The organism is Methylobacterium variabile (assembly GCF_001043975.1).
Lineage (GTDB): Bacteria > Pseudomonadota > Alphaproteobacteria > Rhizobiales > Beijerinckiaceae > Methylobacterium > Methylobacterium variabile.
In genome coordinates, this window is record NZ_LABY01000011.1 from 1 (window position 1) to 17,156 (window position 17,156).

14 protein-coding genes, 2 tRNA genes and 1 pseudogene are annotated in these 17,156 nt (G+C 70.9%); 13 read left to right on the forward strand and 4 right to left on the reverse strand.

The genetic code is table 11. The features are described from left to right. From VQ02_RS38005 to VQ02_RS01605, 5 genes and pseudogenes are all read left to right on the forward strand, one after another. A pseudogene (locus VQ02_RS38005) lies at window positions 1–414 on the forward strand (hypothetical protein); the annotation flags it as partial. Window positions 415–828: 414 nt separating this feature from the next. After that, entirely contained in the window at window positions 829–2,043 is a 1,215-nt protein-coding gene (locus VQ02_RS01590; protein WP_048442403.1) for an ABC transporter substrate-binding protein, read from the forward strand. Window positions 2,044–2,144: 101 nt separating this feature from the next. Further along, window positions 2,145–3,017, forward strand: a complete 873-nt coding sequence (locus VQ02_RS01595; protein ID WP_048442404.1) for a branched-chain amino acid ABC transporter permease — start codon at window positions 2,145–2,147, stop codon at window positions 3,015–3,017. Between the two features lie 70 nt (window positions 3,018–3,087). Continuing rightward, window positions 3,088–5,142 (forward strand): branched-chain amino acid ABC transporter ATP-binding protein/permease, encoded by a 2,055-nt coding sequence (locus VQ02_RS01600; protein ID WP_048442405.1) that lies wholly within the window; start codon window positions 3,088–3,090, stop codon window positions 5,140–5,142. Window positions 5,143–5,146: 4 nt separating this feature from the next. Beyond that, window positions 5,147–5,869, forward strand: coding sequence for an ABC transporter ATP-binding protein (locus tag VQ02_RS01605; RefSeq protein ID WP_048442406.1), 723 nt, complete (start codon window positions 5,147–5,149; stop codon window positions 5,867–5,869). 449 nt (window positions 5,870–6,318) lie between these two features. Here VQ02_RS01605 and VQ02_RS01610 read toward each other — a convergent pair whose 3' ends face one another. After that, entirely contained in the window at window positions 6,319–7,671 is a 1,353-nt protein-coding gene (locus VQ02_RS01610) for an esterase-like activity of phytase family protein (RefSeq protein ID WP_048442407.1), read from the reverse strand. A gap of 92 nt (window positions 7,672–7,763) precedes the next feature. Continuing rightward, window positions 7,764–9,356 carry a histidine kinase famiy protein gene (locus VQ02_RS01615; RefSeq protein ID WP_425339870.1) on the reverse strand — a complete coding sequence of 531 codons (1,593 nt, stop codon included), beginning with the start codon at window positions 9,354–9,356 and terminating at the stop codon, window positions 7,764–7,766. 323 nt (window positions 9,357–9,679) lie between these two features. Here VQ02_RS01615 and VQ02_RS01620 point away from each other — a divergent pair. From VQ02_RS01620 to VQ02_RS01640, 5 genes are all read left to right on the forward strand, one after another. After that, window positions 9,680–9,756 (forward strand) — tRNA-Pro (locus VQ02_RS01620). An 88-nt stretch (window positions 9,757–9,844) separates the two neighbouring features. Next, window positions 9,845–9,921, forward strand: a tRNA-Pro gene (locus tag VQ02_RS01625). 323 nt (window positions 9,922–10,244) lie between these two features. Further along, window positions 10,245–10,739, forward strand: coding sequence for a Ros/MucR family transcriptional regulator (locus tag VQ02_RS01630; protein ID WP_048442408.1), 495 nt, complete (start codon window positions 10,245–10,247; stop codon window positions 10,737–10,739). A gap of 87 nt (window positions 10,740–10,826) precedes the next feature. After that, window positions 10,827–11,654 (forward strand): class I SAM-dependent methyltransferase, encoded by an 828-nt coding sequence (locus tag VQ02_RS01635; protein ID WP_048442409.1) that lies wholly within the window; start codon window positions 10,827–10,829, stop codon window positions 11,652–11,654. A gap of 282 nt (window positions 11,655–11,936) precedes the next feature. Further along, window positions 11,937–13,976, forward strand: a complete 2,040-nt coding sequence (locus VQ02_RS01640; protein WP_048442410.1) for a M23 family metallopeptidase — start codon at window positions 11,937–11,939, stop codon at window positions 13,974–13,976. A 7-nt stretch (window positions 13,977–13,983) separates the two neighbouring features. On the opposite strand, the gene VQ02_RS01645 is transcribed toward VQ02_RS01640, so the two are convergent. Continuing rightward, window positions 13,984–14,652: a DJ-1/PfpI family protein gene (locus VQ02_RS01645; protein WP_048442411.1), complete on the reverse strand. Its 669-nt coding sequence runs from the start codon at window positions 14,650–14,652 to the stop codon at window positions 13,984–13,986. A gap of 145 nt (window positions 14,653–14,797) precedes the next feature. Next, the gene (gene ruvX, locus VQ02_RS01650) at window positions 14,798–15,292 is read right to left on the reverse strand and encodes a Holliday junction resolvase RuvX (protein ID WP_048442412.1); all 495 of its coding nucleotides are present in this window, start codon (window positions 15,290–15,292) and stop codon (window positions 14,798–14,800) included. Window positions 15,293–15,435: 143 nt separating this feature from the next. Between ruvX and VQ02_RS01655 the strand changes: the two genes are divergently transcribed. From VQ02_RS01655 to gatC, 3 genes are all read left to right on the forward strand, one after another. Continuing rightward, window positions 15,436–16,137 (forward strand): metal-dependent hydrolase, encoded by a 702-nt coding sequence (locus tag VQ02_RS01655; protein ID WP_048442413.1) that lies wholly within the window; start codon window positions 15,436–15,438, stop codon window positions 16,135–16,137. A 147-nt stretch (window positions 16,138–16,284) separates the two neighbouring features. After that, entirely contained in the window at window positions 16,285–16,725 is a 441-nt protein-coding gene (locus VQ02_RS01660; RefSeq protein ID WP_053080132.1) for a hypothetical protein, read from the forward strand. Between the two features lie 126 nt (window positions 16,726–16,851). Next, window positions 16,852–17,139: an Asp-tRNA(Asn)/Glu-tRNA(Gln) amidotransferase subunit GatC gene (gatC, locus tag VQ02_RS01665; RefSeq protein ID WP_048442414.1), complete on the forward strand. Its 288-nt coding sequence runs from the start codon at window positions 16,852–16,854 to the stop codon at window positions 17,137–17,139. Window positions 17,140–17,156: the final 17 nt, after the last annotated feature.

Genomic DNA, 17,156 nt, shown 5'->3' on the forward strand with positions numbered 1-17,156 from the left:
CCGGCGGCGCCCCCCCCCGCCCCGCGCGCCGCGCCTCCCGCGCGCGCTGCGGGCCCGAACCCGCTCGGCCTCAACCCCGACAGCCCGGCCGCCCGCACCGGCGCGGCGCCGCGCCGCGAGGCCGCGCCCGAGGGCGGCAAGCCCGAGGCGCCCCGCAAGACCGCGGCGCGCACGAAACCGCCCGAGAAGGTCGACACCCCCGCAGCCCTCGTGCCGCCCCTGGCACCGAAGTCCGAGCCCGCCCCGAAGCCGGAGGCCCGGCCCGCGAAGGCGGCCGAGGCCGCCGCGCCCACGGCCCCGGATGCCAAGTCTGCCGACGGCGGCTGGAAGACCCCGCCCGACGGCAACCGCCCGGTGCGGGTGATCGGCGGCGTCACGCAGGTCCCGGGCAAGGACGAGCCCGCGAAGGATTGAGCGGACTGGGGACGAAGGCACCTTCGGTCTCGTCCACTTCCGCAAGTCCGCCGCCAGGTCTCACGTCCTCCCCATGATCCCGGGGCCGCGCAGCGGGGCCCGGGATCATGGCCTGATGCCGCCGGAGAGGAGATCGGAACGTGTTCCGCTTCATCCTCCGACGTCGACGGTCATGGATCCCGGGTTCTCGCCTTCGGCAGAGCCCCGGGATGGCGAGGAAATTCATCGAAGTGCACACCTTCGACTCGCCCCGCGACGCGATCAGCGTCCCAGCACTCCGCCCCCGCCCCGATCCGGCCCTCTAGATCGAAAGACGCGCTCGACAAGCGCTGCCATCTTCGGTTCTATCCGGCACCCCGATACCCGACCGCCTGAGGCCGGGACGGCAAGAAACGGTCCCCCGGAGGAATCCAGATGCGCTCATCCCTGACCGCTCTCGCGGCGGCGCTCGCCTGCGCGACCGCCTTCGCGGTCCCGGCCCGCGCGGCCGACCCGATCAAGATCGGCGTGACCGGCCCCTATACCGGCGGCTCCTCCTCGATGGGCGTGTCGATGCGCGACGGCGTGCGGCTGGCCGCGGAGGAGATCAACAAGAACGGCGGCGTGCTCGGGCGCAAGATCCAGCTCGTGGAGCGCGACGACGAGGCCAAGAACGAGGTCGGCGCCCAGGTCGCGCAGGAACTGATCAACAAGGAGAAGGTCGTCGCGACGCTCGGCTTCATCAACACCGGCGTGGCGCTCGCCGCCCAGCGCTTCTACCAGGAAGCCGAGATCCCGGTGATCAACAACGTCGCCACCGGCACGATCATCACCAACCAGTTCAACCCGCCGGACTACGACGCGAACTACGTCTTCCGCACCTCGGCCTACGACGTGCTGCAGGCCGGCATGATGGCCGACGAGGCGATCGCGCAGGGCTTCAAGAAGATCGCGATCCTGGCCGACTCGACCAATTACGGCCAGCTCGGCCGCGAAGACCTCGAGAAGTACCTCAAGGCCAAGGGCGTGAAGCCGGTCGCGGTGGAGAAGTTCAACATCAAGGACGTCGACATGACGCCCCAGCTGCTGAAGTCGCAGGCGGCGGGCGCGGACGTGATCCTGGCCTACGGCATCGGCCCGGAGCTGGCCCAGGTCGCCAACGGCATGGCCAAGCTCGGCTGGAAGGTACCGATGATCACCTCGTGGCCGGCCTCGATGCAGAGCTTCATCGATATCGCCGGGGCCAACGGCAACGGCGTGATCATGCCCCAGACCTTCATCGAGGATAAGACCCTGCCCAAGCGCAAGGCCTTCCTCGACGGCTACTACGCCACCTTCAAGGTCAACAAGATCCCGACCCCGGTGGCGGGGGCACAGGGCTACGATTCGGTGTTCCTGCTCGCCGCGGCGATCCAGCAGGCCGGCACGACCGAGGGCCCGAAGGTGCGCGCGGCGCTGGAGGACCTGAAGACCAAGGTCGAGGGCGTGGTCACCACCTACGACAAGCCCTTCACCGCGAAGGACCACAACGCCATCACCCGCAACATGGTGGTGTTCGGCAAGGTCCAGGACGGCAAGATCGTCTACGCCAAGGACGAGGACGCCAAGAACGCCGGCGTCGTGCGCATCAAGGAGAAGGCCTCGAACTGAGCGCCCTCCCGGGGCCCCGCACCGGCGGGGCCCGCCCCCCGCCGGTGCGGGGTAAGTCCCCGCCAGCGCGGACGCCGCCCGTCCAGACGAGCCTTCCCCCCATGCAAATCTTCCTTCAGCTGGTCGCGAGCGGCGTCGCCGTCGGCATGATCTACGCCGCGATCGCCTTCGGCTATCAGCTCACCTTCGCCACCTCGAAGACCCTGAATTTCGGTCAGGGCGAGGCCTTGATGCTCGGCGCTCTGTTCGGCCTGACGCTGGTGCCCTTCACCGGCTACTGGCTGATGCTGCCGCTCGTGCTGGTCTTCGGCTTCGCCCTCGGCGCCGTGGTCGAGCGCCTCGGCGTGCGCCCGGCGGTGAAGATCAAGTCCGAGTACGGGTGGATCATGGCCACCATCGCGCTCGGCATCATCTTCAAGAACGTAGCCGAGAACATCTGGGGCCGCGACGACCTCAAGTTCCCCTCGCCGCTCCCCGAGACGGCGATGACGGTCGGCGGCGTCCGGATCCTGCCGATGGAGCTGATGATCGTCGCCGGCGCGCTCCTGATGATGCTCGCCGTCGAGCTGTTCAACCGCCGCTCGATCTGGGGCAAAGCGGTGGTGGCGACCTCGAACGACATCGACGCCGCCGGCCTGATGGGCATCAACACCCGCAAGGTCATCACCCTGTCCTACTCGATCAGCGCCATGACGGCGGCCTTCGCGGGCGTGCTCGTCGCCCCCGTCACCCTCACGGGCGCCACGATGGGCTCGGTGCTGGCGCTCAAGGCCTTCGCCGTCGCGATCATCGGCGGCCTCGAATCGGGCCTCGGCGTCATCGTCGGCGGGCTGATCCTCGGCGTGGCCGAGACGCTGACCGGCTTCTACATCTCGACCGGCTACAAGGACGTACCCGGCCTGATCCTGCTGCTCGCCGTGCTGGCGGTGCGCCCGGTCGGCCTGTTCGGCAAGGCCGTGATCAAGAAGGTCTGAACTCGTCCGCGCCGCTCCCGGAACGCGGGAGCGGCCTTCGCCCCCGTCTTTTCCAGGGTTCCTCACGATCATGGCGCAGTCCGCCTCCGCGCCGGCCCTTGCCCGGCAAACCGCTCCGCCGGTCCCCCAAGCCGGGCTCGGCCGCTACGTCGGCCTCCTCGGGGCCGCGCTCCTCGTCGTCTTCCTGGCGGCGTTCCCGCACGTCGTCACCAGCCAGTACTACATTCATCTGCTGGTGGTGATCGCGATCTACGCGATCCTGATCCTCGGCCTCGACATCGTGGTCGGCTACACCGGCCAAGTCTCGCTGGGCCATGCCGGCCTGTTCGGCGTCGGCGCGTACGCCGCCGCCGTGCTGTTCCTCAAGTTCAAGCTCGGGCTCTGGGTGGGCCTGCTCGCCGGCATCGGCGTCACGGCGGCCTTCGGCCTGCTGCTGGCGATCCCGGCGCTCCGGGTGAGTGGCCCCTACCTCGCGATGGTGACGCTCGCCTTCGGCACCATCATCCAGATCTTCATCAACGAGATGACGGATCTCACCAACGGCCCGCTCGGCATCACCCTGCCGCCGGCCCGCGTCCTCGACTTCTCGCTGATCGGCATGCAGGCCCCCTGGGGCGCGGCCGGGCGCAAGCTCGAGTTCTACTATCTCGTCTGCGCCTGCCTGCTCGCCACCATCCTGGTGGTCAACCGGGTGGTGCGCTCACCCTTCGGCCGCGCCTTCGAGGCCCTGCGCGACTCGCCGATCGCCTGCGACTGCATGGGCGTCAGCGTCTACCGCTACAAGGTCTACGCCTTCGTGATCTCGGCGGCGCTGGCCGGCCTCGCCGGCGCGCTGTTCGCCTGGTCGGAGCGCTACGTCGCGCCGAACTCCTACGGCTTCGAGCTGACAGTGCTCTTCCTGCTCGCCGTCACCATGGGCGGGCGCAAGTCCCGCGCCGGGCCGCTGATCGGCGCCGCCATCATCGTGATGATGCCGAACATCCTGGCCGATATCGGCCTGGTGCGGATCATGGCCGGGCTCATCGCAGGCCTCGCCGTCGTCGTGGTCGGCCTCGCGTTCCTGCGCCGCCAAGAGAACCGCATGACGCTGCTGATCCCGGGTGCGCTCTGCCTCGCCTTCTTCCCGGCGACCCTGGCGATGCAGTCGGTGACGGATTTCCGCCTCACCGTCTTCGGCCTGATGATCCTGTTCGTGGTCTACTACCTGCCGGAGGGCATTGTCGGCTTCCTGCGCGAGAAGCTGCCCTTCCTGCGCCCGAGCCACACCGGCGCGACCCAGGAGCTCTCGGCCTCCGGCGAGGCGCTGATCCGCCAGGGCGGCCGCTCCGGCGCCGACCCGCTGCTCAAGGTCGAGCGCGCGGTGATGCAGTTCGGCGGCCTCAAGGCCCTCAACGAGGTCGACCTCGCGGTGCGGCCGGGCACGATCCACGGCCTCATCGGCCCGAACGGCTCGGGCAAGAGCACGATGATGAACGTGCTCACCGGCATCTACAAGCCGACCGCCGGCGGGGTGACGCTGGCCGCCGGCACCGACGCGGCCAAGCGCCTCGACGGGCGCACCCCCTCCGAGATCGCCCTGTCGGGCGTCGCCCGCACCTTCCAGAACGTCCAGCTCTTCCGGGAGATGACGGCGCTGGAGAACGTGCTGGTCGGCCTGCACCACAGCTTCCAGGGCACGCTGTTCGACGCGATCCTGGGCACGCCGAAGCGCCGGCGCGAGGAGCGCGAGGCGCGCGCCCGCGCCATGGCGATCCTCGACTTCGTCGGCCTCGGGCCGCTCGCCCAGGTCGAGGCCCGCAACCTGCCCTACGGCAAGCAGCGGCTGCTCGAGATCGGCCGGGCGCTCGCCCTCGATCCCGTGCTGCTCCTCCTCGACGAGCCGGCGGCCGGCCTCACGGCTCCCGACATCGCCGAACTCACGGTCATCATCCGCAAGATCCGCGACGCCGGCATCACGGTGATCCTGATCGAGCACCACATGGACGTGGTGATGGGCCTGTGCGACCGCGTCAGCGTGCTCGACTTCGGCCACAAGATCGCGGAGGGCGGCGCCCGCGAGGTCCAGTCCGACCCGAAGGTCATCGAAGCCTATCTCGGCAGCCCGGTTGCCGACGCCGCGGAGTAGACAGATGCTCGACGTCAGCGGCCTGTCGGCCGGCTACGGCCAGATCGAGGTCCTGCACGGCCTCACCTTCTCGGTGCCCAAGGGTCAGGTCGTGACCCTGATCGGCTCCAACGGCGCCGGCAAGACCACCACGATGCGGGCGCTCTCCGGCATGATCAAGCCGCGCGCCGGCTCGATCCAGCTCAACGGCCGCGAGATCGGCGGCCTCGACAGCCACGACGTCGCCCGCACCGGCCTCGCCCACTCGCCCGAAGGGCGGCGGGTCTTCCCGACCCTCTCGGTCGAGGACAACCTGACGCTCGGCGCCTTCCCGCGCCTCACCGGCTCGCGGCCGAAGGGCGACGTCAACGCCGACCGGGAGCGGGCCTACACCCTCTTCCCGCGCCTGAAGGAGCGCCGCACCCAGCTCGCCGGCACCCTCTCGGGCGGCGAGCAGCAGATGCTCGCCATGGGCCGAGCCCTGATGCTGCGCCCGGAGATCCTGCTCCTCGACGAGCCCTCGATGGGCCTCGCGCCGAAGCTGGTGGAGGAGGTCTTCCGCATCATCCGCCGCCTGAAGGAGGAGCAGGTGACGATGCTGCTGGTCGAGCAGTTCGCCATGGCGGCTTTAGGGGTGGCGGACCACGCCTACGTCCTGGAGAACGGCCGCATCCGCTTCCAGGGCCCGGCGGCCAAGCTGCGGGACGATCCCCAGGTGCGGGCGGCATATCTGGGCGGGGGGCATTGAGGAGGCTGTCAGCCTCCCCTTTTCCCAGGTCCGTTCCGGACCGGCGCGCATGCTGCGTCGGCGGCATGCGGCCGGAGGAACCCGCAAGCAAACGTCGCGAAGCGGCCGCCTGCCTGTCTGTAAAGGTGCAGCATGCAGAGCCGCTTCGCGGCGTCCCATTGATCCACGGCACACGGCAGTGCCCGGAGCTGCCGGACCGGCAGTCCAGCCAAGCTCCTCCCCCTTTCCCGGACGACTGTAGCGGAGCGGAAGGAGATCCGGGATCCAGCGTAAGGACTCGCCGCGAAGCGGCTCTGTATGCTGCAACGTTGTAACTATAGAGCCGCTTCGCGGCACATCCTGTGCTGGATCCCGGATCTCCTGCCACTCCGTCCCGGTCGCCCGGGACAGGGTGGCGCGAAAACTGAACGAGGCAGCCCCTCGCCACCATGGCGAGGGGCTCACCGATCCTACTTCGCCTTCAGGAAATCCCCCACCTCCAGCAGCACGAACTCGTTGTCGTCCACCTTGCGCGGGTCGCGGCTCGCCGAGTACGGCAGGTTGTTGTCGTTGCCGACGACGATGTGGCGGTCATCGACCTTGTCGACGTTCTCGATTGTGAGGAACGGCATGGCGAGCGCGCCGTCGGTGAGCGGCTTGCGGGCCTTCTTCGCCGGATCGGCGATGCGCATCAGGTCGATATAGCCGATCTTGCGCACCGGACCGCCCTGGTTAGCGTCGGTCATCTCGATCTTGTAGACGCGCTTGAACTTGGCCGGGACCGAGAAGCAGTCGGATCCCTTCTGGCCCGCAGGGCAGGCGCGGTCGGCGGTGCCTTCGCCGTCGTCGCGCTCGATGATCAGGCCGGTGGTGGCGTCGAGCATGTTGAAGTCGCCGATGGCGTTGCCGTTGGCCTCGAGGGGATAGAACCACGAGCGGCCGGTCCAGGCCTGCGCCTTGGTGTCGAATTCGAGGATGCGCAGCACCTCGCGGCCGTCGCGGGTCTCGAAGGCCTTGGCCTCGGCATCCCAGAGCGGGCCCTCGAGCAGGGCGTAGAGCCGGCTGCCGTCGGGCGAGGCCGCCATGCCCTCGAAGCCCTTGGAGCGGCGGGCGTTGAACGCCACCGCGCCGCCGGGCATGGCTGGGGTCGTCACCGCCGGGTTGTCGGGGGAGCGGACCGGCTTGCCGTTGGCCAGGGTCTCGAACACCGCCTCGACCTTGCCGGTGCGGTCGGCCTTGATCAGGAACGGGCCGAACTCCTCGCCGATCCAGATCTGGTCGCCGACGAACTGGAAGCTCTCGGGATCGAAGTCGCTGCCGGTGAGGTAGCGGCTCTCCGTCGCCTCGTTGGCGATGCGGAACGGCACCTTCTTGTCCGGATCGCGCAGGAAGATCGTCTCCAGGCGCTCGACGCCGCCCTTGTCGAAGTCGATCCTGTAGTGGTTGAGGTAGAGCATCGAATCAGGCGAGGTCGCCTTCGATCCGAAGCCGTTGTCGGTCAGCACCCAGTAGGTGCCGTCCGGCATGTGCTTGATGCCGGAATGGCCCTGGAGCGGCTGGCCCTTGAGCGGCAGCTTGAGGCTGGTCGGGCGGCCCATCGACTGGGCCTCGATCGTGCCGACCGCCTCGACGCGACGGCCGGTGGTGAACTTGCCGGGCGTGGCGAGATCCTTGGGCGCGTCCTCCGGCGTCGGCACGTAGCTCTCCGCCGGCAGCACGGCGTGGCCGGCGAGGGTAGCGGGGAAGGCCTGCGGGGCCTGCGCGAAGGCGGCGGGAGCCGCCGGCAGCAGCAGCGAGAGGGCGAGAAGGGAACGGCGCGGCATGGGATCCTCGCGGGGATGAGCGGGGCCGTTCTTGCGCGAGGTGCATGTCACCGAGGTGACGACACGCGGTATTCGCCGGGTGGGCGTTCGGCTCAGCCGTGGTGCGGCTCGCCCGGAGCCGGCAGCGGTCGGACGCCGCGGTCGAGGGCGGCGCGGATCCGGTCGGCCAGCTCGGCCTTGCGGTAGGGCTTGCCGAGCACGTCCATGGTCGGCGTGGCGGGCCCCTCCGCCACCAGGTCCTCGTTGTAGCCGGTGGTCAGCAGCACCGGCAGGTTCGGGCGCCGGGCTTGCGCCCGCTCCGCCAGGATCAGGCCGTTGAGGCTGCCCGGCATGACGATGTCGGAGAACAGGAGGTCGATCCGCTCCTCCTGCTCGAGGATGCGCAGCGCCTCGTCGCCGTCGCGTGCGGTCAGCACCCCGTAGCCGAGGCTCTCGAGGTACTCGCGGGCGAGCGCCCGCACGTCGTCGCTGTCCTCCACCACCAGCACGGTCTCGTCGCCGCGCCGCAGCACCGCCCTCTGTTCGGCGGGCTCCTCCTCGACGGCGGTCCCGGAGCCGGCGGGAAACAGCATGGTGATGGTGGTGCCGTCGCCGGAGCGGCTCTCGATCTCGAGCCGGCCGCGGGATTGCTGCACGAAGCCGTGCGCCATGGCCAGCCCGAGGCCGGTCCCCTTGCCCGGCCCCTTCGTCGAGAAGAACGGCTCCGTCGCCCGCTCGGCGACGTGGGGCGGCATCCCCTCCCCCTCGTCGCGCACCCGCAGGGCGACGTAGTCGCCGGGAGGCAGGTTGCGGGCCTTGCCGTCGCCGTCGAGGTGGAGCGCGGCGGTCGAGATCGTCACCGTGCCGCCCGCCGGCATCGCGTCGCGGGCGTTGATGAGGACGTTGAGGAGCGCCATCTCCAGGTTGGTGCGGTCGAGGGTGACCGCCGGCAGCCGCGGCGTCAGGTCGAGGCGGACCGAGACGGTGCTGCCGAGCGTGCTCTCCGCCACCTCGGCGAGGTTGAGCACCAGGGCGTTGAGGTTGAGCGACCGCGGCTCGAGCCGGGCCTTGCGGGCGAAGGAGAGGAGCTGCTTCGTCAGCTTCGCGCCGCGCTCCGCCGCGCCGGCCGCGTTGGCGAGCTGGCGCTGGGCGCGCTCGCTGGTGACGGAACTGCGCGCCAGCTCCAGGTTGCCGGTGACGACCTGCAGCAGGTTGTTGAAGTCGTGGGCGAGGCCGGCGGTGAGCTGGCCGATCGCCTCCATCTTCTGCGCCTGGCGGAAGGCCTGCTCGGACACCCGCCGCCGGGTCACGTCGAGCTGCGAGGCGAAGAAATACACGATCTCACCGGCCTCGTCGAAGACCGGGCCGATGAAGATGCCGTTCCAGAACGGCGAGCCGTCACGCTTGTAGTTGAGGATCTCGGTCGCGATCGCCCGGCGCTCGCGCACCGCCTCGCGCAGCTTGCCCACGGTCTCGCGGCTGGTCTCCGGCCCCTGCAGGAAGCGGCAGTTGCGGCCGACGAGCTCGGCTTGCGCGTAGCCGGTGAGGTCCTGGAATGCCCGGTTGGCGAACACGATCGGGTTGTCGGGCTGCCGGGGATCGGTGAGGATCATCGGCATCCGCGTCATCTCGATCGCCGCGAAGAACACGCTGCCGCGGTCGTCGAGCCCCGGCTTACGGATCACGGCCGACGTCAGATGCGCCAAAGACGGCGCCTCCGCGGAGTGGTCGACCCCCGGCTCCGGCACCACGGCCTTGTCGTCGCTCACGCCGCCACTCGGCTCGCCATCCGCCACCCCGCCGGTGCCGACTACCTTCGTGGGCGACAATGGGGTGCGGAAACGGATCGCGCAAGGCCTTCTCCCGGGCCCGGCGCTCGCACCATACCCTGCCGCCGCCCACGGCGGGCGGCCGGGAAAACCCGGCCGAGGACGCTCGGCGGAAGAAACTCGGCCATCGCGCATCAACGGCCTTGCGGCCCCGGGATGCCCTCGCTATAAGCCCCGTCGTCGGCCGGCGGCCGACCGTTCGGAGTGTAGCGCAGTCTGGTAGCGCACCACGTTCGGGACGTGGGGGTCGCAGGTTCAAATCCTGCCACTCCGACCAGCGCTCTCGCGAGCCTGAGTCTTCCCGAGACCATCAAACATCTGCACAAGATGTTCTGAGTGTATGATAGTCGTGCCTTCGGGCGCGTCGGAGTGTAGCGCAGTCTGGTAGCGCACCACGTTCGGGACGTGGGGGTCGCAGGTTCAAATCCTGCCACTCCGACCATTCATCCGCCGGCCGGGCGGATCCTCTCTCGACTTATGCCCAGAGCCTCTTGAGCCGCGCGCGATGGCGCGCATTCGCGTCCTTGCCGCAGTCGATGCGGCGCAGCCGAAGCACGCATTCTGCAGGCGCGCTGGCCTCGTCGCAACGCCGCACCTACATCCAAGAGCGTAGCCCGTTTCATAAACATAAGTTAGTTTTCCTTCGCCGTTGTTGACTGGTGAACAGCGGTTACGTCCACAGGATTAACCTCTGTGAACGCTCAGTCTGTTTGACGTTTGATCGTCGTCATGCATTCTTCAATACGAATGCAGAGGGGTTGGGCGATGAACGTCGAGGAGAATGGCTCTGGTGACCGCGTCGTCGATCTTTGCGCCGCCATCATCACGGCCTATGTATCCAACAATGCGGTGCCGCCGAACGAGTTGCCGCCGATGATCGGGGCCGTACACTCGACTTTGACCCAGCTGATGGCGCCGCCTCCGCCCGAGGCGCCGAAGCCGGAGCCGCCGATCCCGATCCGCCGGACCGTCACGCCGGACCACATCATCAGCCTCGAGGACGGCAAGCCGTACAAGACGCTCAAGCGCCACCTCGCCGGCCGCGGTCTCACGCCGGACCAGTACCGGGAGAAGTGGGGGCTGCCGCGCGACTACCCCATGGTCGCCGCCAACTACGCCTCGCAGCGCTCCGAACTCGCCAAGAACAGCGGCCTCGGCCGGCGCCGCCTGCGCGGCGGCGAGAGCAACGGCGACGGCGGTACGGGAGGCGCCGCTCCGGCCGGGCGGCGGGGTCGTCCCCGGGGCAGCAGGACCACCTGACCGGGGATCGCTCGGGACGCGCGGTTCTTGCCCATCACCGGCCGCCGCCTACCTTGGCGGCGGTGGGCGCAGAACGGAACCGACGCGATGCCAGAGCCGATCTCCCAGACGGAGTACTGGAACAGTGAGGTCGGCGAGCGCTGGACCGCGATGCAGGCGGAGCTCGACCGGGTCTTCGCGCCCCTGACGGCCGCCCTGCTCGACGGCGCGGCGCCCCGTCCCGGCGAGCGCATGCTCGACATCGGTTGCGGCTGCGGCGAGACCGCCCTGCTCGCGGCCGGCCGCCTCGGGCCCGACGGCGGCGTCACGGCAGTGGACGTGTCGCGGCCGATGCTGGCCCGGGCGCGCGCCCGGCCGGCCTCCGGCGCCCCGATCACCTGGATCGAGGCCGACGCCCAGACCCACCCCTTCGCGCCGGAGCACGACCTCGCCCTGTCGCGCTTCGGGGTGATGTTCTTCGACGATTCGCGGGCAGCCTTCGCCACTATCCGTCGGGGCCTGCGGCCGGGGGGCCGGCTCGCCGTCCTGTGCTGGCGCGCCCTCCAGGAGAACCCCTGGGTGAGCGTGGCCCGCGACGCGGCGCTCGGCGTGGTGCCCGAGCCCGCGCCGGTGCCGCCGGGCGGTCCAGGGCCGTTCCGGTTCGCGGACCGGGACGGGCTGGCGGCCGTCCTCGCCGGGGCGGGCTTCGCCGACGTCGCCGTTGCGCCCGTCGACGCGCTTCTCACGCTCGGCGACGACGCGGACGAGGCGGGGCGCTTCTGCCTCACGGTCGGGCCGGTCGCCGGCCTGCTGCGCGACCTCGACGAGGCCTTGCGGGACCGGGCGGCGGCGGCGGTGCGGGCGGCGATGCCGCGGGAGCGGCCGGTGCGCCTCGGCGCGGCCTGCTGGCTCGCGACCGCGGTCAATCCCGCCTGAGCCTCGCGGCACCCGCCGCGCGACCCCGATCGGGATCAAGCAAGCGCCCGGTGCCGCGGGCGCGGATCACGGGTCGATGACGCCTCAATCCTGACACGCTGGGGCCGGAGAGACAGCGTCGGCCCGGGATGTCCCCGCACGGGCTGCCCCCTGGGGATCCGTCCGCCCTCCGCCGTTGATTTCCCTGCGTGAGCCACGCATGGTCGCGGCAGCGCGGAGCGCCCCCTGCCCCGTCGTGCGGTCGCCGCGGCGCCGCCCGAACCAGAAGGCGAAGGAGACACGGTGAAGCGCGCGCGGCTCGACCCGGTTGGATCCCAGCAGGCGCCCCGCGGCCGGTCCGCCGATCCGGGCCGCGAGCCGCCCCTCGACCTGTCGGGCGCCGCCTCGCCGAAAGCCGACCGCCGCGACGTCAACCTGCGCTGGCTCGCCGCCTGCGTGCTCACCGGCATGACCGGCGCTGGCCTGATCGGCTCGGCGATCTGGGTCTCCCTCCAGGGCGAGGTCACCTTCGCGGAGCTGCCGCAAGCGGTGGCGGTGGCGCCCCGCCCGGTCGCCAGCGAGGGCGGCACCAATCTCGCCCGCAAGGGCGACCGCCTGGTGCGCAACCCGATGGTGGCGCTGGCCAAGCAGAGCTTCAAGGCACCGGTGACCCTGCGGGCGGGCGAGCGCGAGATCATCAAGGTCCGGCCCTTCGTCCGGATCGCCACCGCCCTCTCGACCACCGCCGGGATGGCGGCGACGGACATCCCGCCCTTCGACCCGATGCGCTTCTTCAGCGACCCGGGGAACGACCGCGCGCCGGAGGCGCAGGCCACGACCGACGCGCCGGACGCCGAGGTCTCGGTGGTCAAGCGCGACCTCGGCGACGTCGCGGTGCCGGCCGGCGCCCCCGCCCTCTCGGACGAGGACGTGGCGGCGCAGATCGAGGAGGAGCGGCGGCTCGCCGCCGAGGCCGGGCGGCGCGCGGCCCTGCCCATCGCGCCCCAGCTCATGCTCTCGCGGACGCTTCGCAGCATGAGCGCCCTGCCGGGCCTCGACGGCGGAGGCGATTTCGGCGGCAGCTCCGGCCCGTTCAAGTCGATCGAGGTCCGGGTGATGCGCGAGAACGTCACCGACCTGCCCAAGATCGAGCGCGAGCGGGATGCGCCGCTGGTCGAGGAGCGCGACGTCGCGATCAAGCGCGGCGAGACCCTCGAGGGCGTGCTGAAGGCCAATGGCGGCCTCGACGAGCAGGTCCGCCCGATCCTCGCCGCCCTCGGCGCCCGGGTCCGGGCCGGCGCCATCGGCGAGGGCCAGCAGATGCGGCTCCAGATCGGACCCGGCCCGCGGACCGGCGACCCGCGCCAGCTCACCCGGGTGATCCTCTACGGCGAGTCCGGCGTCGAGGCGATCGCCGCCATGAACGACCGCGGCGCCTTCGTGTCGGTCGCCCCGCCGGTGCCGGAGGGCGCCGCCCAGAAGCCGGCGCCGACGCCGGAGGCGGACGACGACGAGGAGGGCACCGGGGCCCGCCTCTATGCCAGCCTCTACGAGACCGCGGCCCGCCACGACCTGCCCCGCTCGACGGTCGAGGACCTGGTCCGGATCTTCGGCTACGACGTCGATTTCCAGCGCCGGGTCGCGACCGGCGACGGCATCGAGCTGTTCTACACCTACGACGAGGAGGCCGGCGGCTCGGCCGAGCGGCCCGACATCCTGTTCGCGGCGCTCAACCTCGGCGGCGAGGCGCGTCGGATCTACCGCTTCCAGTCACCGGACGACGGTACCATCGACTACCTCGACGAGGCCGGCCGCTCGCTCAAGAAGTTCCTGCTGCGCAAGCCGGTGGCCGACGGCAACATGAGCTCCGGATTCGGCTACCGCCGCCACCCGGTGCTCGGCTACGCCAAGCTGCACACCGGCGTCGACTGGTCGATCCGCATCGGCACCCCGATCTTCGCCGCCGGCAACGGCACCGTCATCAAGGCGGAGTGGGATTCGGGCTACGGCCGCCGGGTCGAGATCCAGCACGCCAACGGCTACGTCACCACCTACAACCACATGTCGCGGTTCGGCCGCGGCGTCACCGCCGGCGCGAAGGCGCGCCAGGGCCAGATCATCGGCTATGTCGGCTCGACCGGCCTCTCCACCGGCGCCCACCTGCACTACGAGGTGATCATCAACGGCCACTTCGTCGACCCGATGAAGATCCGCGTGCCCCGCGGCCGCGAGCTCGACGGGCGGCTGCTCGCCGAGTTCCGGCGCCAGCGCGACCAGATCGACGGGCTGATCCAGAAGTCCGGCGCGCCAACGACGCTGGCGCAACGCGAGGCGATGCGCTGAGGTCGCCTCAGGCGATGCGCGCCAGGATCGCCTCGCGGGCGGCTCGCGAGCCGGCGAGCCGCTTCTTCGCGCGCTCCACCACCGCCGCCGACGCCTCGGCCGGCGTGCCGGCGTCGAAGGGCGGGGCCGGGGCGTATTCGAGCGCGAGCTGAACCGTCTCGGCCTCCTCGCGGCCGAGGAGCTCGGCCACCACGGCGAGCCCGAAATCGATGCCCGAGGTCACGCCCCCGGCGGTGATCAGGGTACCGTCGCGCACCACCCTGTCCTGCACCGGCACCGCGCCGAAGCGGGCCAGGAAGTCGTGGGCGTACCAGTGGGTCGTGGCCTTCCGACCCTGCAGCAGGCCGGCCGCGCCGAGCACCAGCGCCCCGGTGCAGACGGAGGTGAGGTAGCGGACCTCCCCGGCGCGCCGCCGCACGAAGTCCAGCACCGCCTCGTCCTCGAGGAGCGCGTTCACCCCGCTGCCGCCGGGGATGCAGAGCACGTCGAGGGGCGGGCAGGTGTCGAAGGTCGCGGTCGGCACGAAGGGCAGCCCGGTGGCCGAGCGGACCGGCTCGCCGTCCTTCCAGACGAGGTGGACCGCACTGTCCGGCACGGAGGCGAAGACCTCGTAGGGACCGGTGAGGTCGAGCTGCTGGATCTGGGGGAAGACGAGGATTCCGAAGCTGAGCGACAAGGGGGTGGCCTCCCGGTTGCCCGGCAGGATCTTACGAGAGGGGACCGGGACGCAAGGACTGCGAAGTGATGGGACATCTCCCGGATTCCGGCCGGACGACATCCCCGCTCCCGCCCGTGCGCGCTCCTCCCCCGGCGGGCCGATCTCATCCCTCGTCGAAATCGGCCCCTTCGTCGCCGAGCCCGTCCAGCACGTCGAGGCAGCCCTGCAGGATGTAGGCGGCGGCGAGCTTGTCGACGAGCGCGCCGCGGCGGGCCCGCGAGGCGTCGGCCTCGAGCAGGGTGCGGGTGACGGCGGCTGTGGAGAGCCGCTCGTCCCAGAACAGCACCGGCAGCGGCAGGATGGGCTTGAGGTTGCGCACGAAGGCCCGGGTCGACTGCACCCGCGGCCCCTCGCTCCCGTCCATGTTGAGGGGCAGGCCGACCACCAGCCCGCCGACCGCGTGCCGTGTCGCGATGGCGGCGAGGGACGCGGCGTCCGGGGTGAACTTGATCCGCTTGATCGTCTCGAGGGGCGAGGCGATCCGGCGCTGCACGTCCGAGAGGGCGAGGCCGATGGTCTTGGTGCCGAGGTCGAGCCCGAGCAGGCGGGCGCCGCCGCGGGATTCAGCCGCGAAGGCTTCGATCGCCTCCCGGTTCACGGCCGGCCCCGGCGCGTTAAGTACGCGGCGTCCGCGCAGGACGGCGCCGTGGCGCCGGCCCTGTCCGGAGCCACGCCCTGCCGCTGGGTTCCGGCCCGATGCCGGTCCCCCGCCCGCCTGCCCCCTCGTCCGGAGATCGCCCGATGCGCATCACCTGGTTCGGCCATTCCGCGTTCCGCCTCGATTTCGGCTCCGCCCACGTGTTGATCGATCCGTTCTTCAGCGGCAACCCGGCTTTCGAGGGCGACCGCAAGGCTGCGACCGAGGGAGCCACCCACATCCTCATCACCCACGGCCACGGCGACCACGTCGGCGACACCGTCGAGATCGCCGCCGAGACCGGCGCCAAGGTCGTCACCAACTACGACCTCTGCATGTGGCTGTCCTCGAAGGGCGTGACCCAGTTCGAGCCGATGAACACCGGCGGCACCGTCGATGTCGGCGGCTTCCGGGTCAGCCTGGTGCGGGCCGACCACTCCGCCGGCATGAGCGAGGCCGGGGTGACGGTGCCGCTCGGGCTCCCGAACGGCGTGATCGTGCGCGCCGACGGCGAGCCCACGATCTACCACATGGGCGACACCGACATCTTCGGCGACATGGCGCTGATCCAGGAGATCTACCGCCCCGACGTGCTGATGGTGCCGGTCGGCGACCGCTTCACCATGGGGGCGGAGACCGCCGCGCTCGCGGTGACGCGCTTCTTCAAGCCGAAGGCCGTCATCCCCTGCCACTACGGCTCCTTCCCGATCGTCGATCCGAGCGCCGACCGCTTCGTCGCCGCCCTCGACGGCAGCGGCGTGCAGGTGATCGTGCCGCACAAGGGCACGGCCGTCACGGTGCAGTAGGGCCGCGCGGCCGCCCTCCCCCGGGGGCGGCCGCAGCGTGGCGGCGCCGGCGGCGCGGTTAGGGTTAACGGAAGGTTGACGTGGCGGGACGCCTCCGACGAGGTTACCAAATCGTTAATCTGCCGTTCTCGCCCGACCGAGGTCGCCGTGGCTGCCGTCATCCTTCCTTTCGCCCTCACGACCGTTCGGCAGGTGCGGGGCCTCGCGCCGGATTTAAGCCCCCGGCCGCAGGGCTGGATGACCCTGGACCTCGACGGGTCCTTGAGCCCGCTGCGCGGCGGGCTGCCTGCCGCCACCGACAGCTTCGCTCCGGCCCTGCCCCGCCGGCGCGTGCCGGCGGACGCCATCCTGGCCATCGGCGGCCGGCTTCGCCGGCCCGTCGGCGCGCCGCCGCCCGCCCGCGAGGCGGCGGTCGCCGCGGTGCCGGCGCTCCGGCGGATGCCCCGCAAGCACAAGCTGATGCTGGTGACCGCCGCCGCCGTGCTGTGGAGCGGCGGCATGGAGGCGCGCAAGCACTGGAAGCCCCGGGCGGTGCTGATCGAGGTGCCGCACGCCACGACCCACGCCATCGCCATGGCGCGCATCTGAGCCGCCCCACGGGCAGCGCCCGTTGCGGCGCCGCGAAGGCCGGTGCTATAGCGCCCCGCGGCCGGCCCTGCCCGGCTGCTGCCGGGTTGCGAAGCTCGGCCCCTCGCTTGCCCGAACGGAGTGCCCATGTCGGTCGACGCCAAGACGGTCCGGCGCATCGCGCACCTGGCGCGGATCGCGGTCACCGACGAGGAGGTGGCGCCGCTCCAGGACGAGCTCAACGCCATCCTGTCCTTCGTCGAGCAGCTCGGCGCGGTCGACGTCTCGGGCGTCGAGCCGATGACCTCGGTGACCCCGATGGCGATGAAGAGCCGCGAGGACGTGATCACCGACGGCGGCCACGCCCGCGAGATCGTGTTCAACGCGCCGCTGACCGAGGACAACTATTTCCTGGTGCCGAAGGTCGTCGAGTAGCCTCGACACGGACCCGC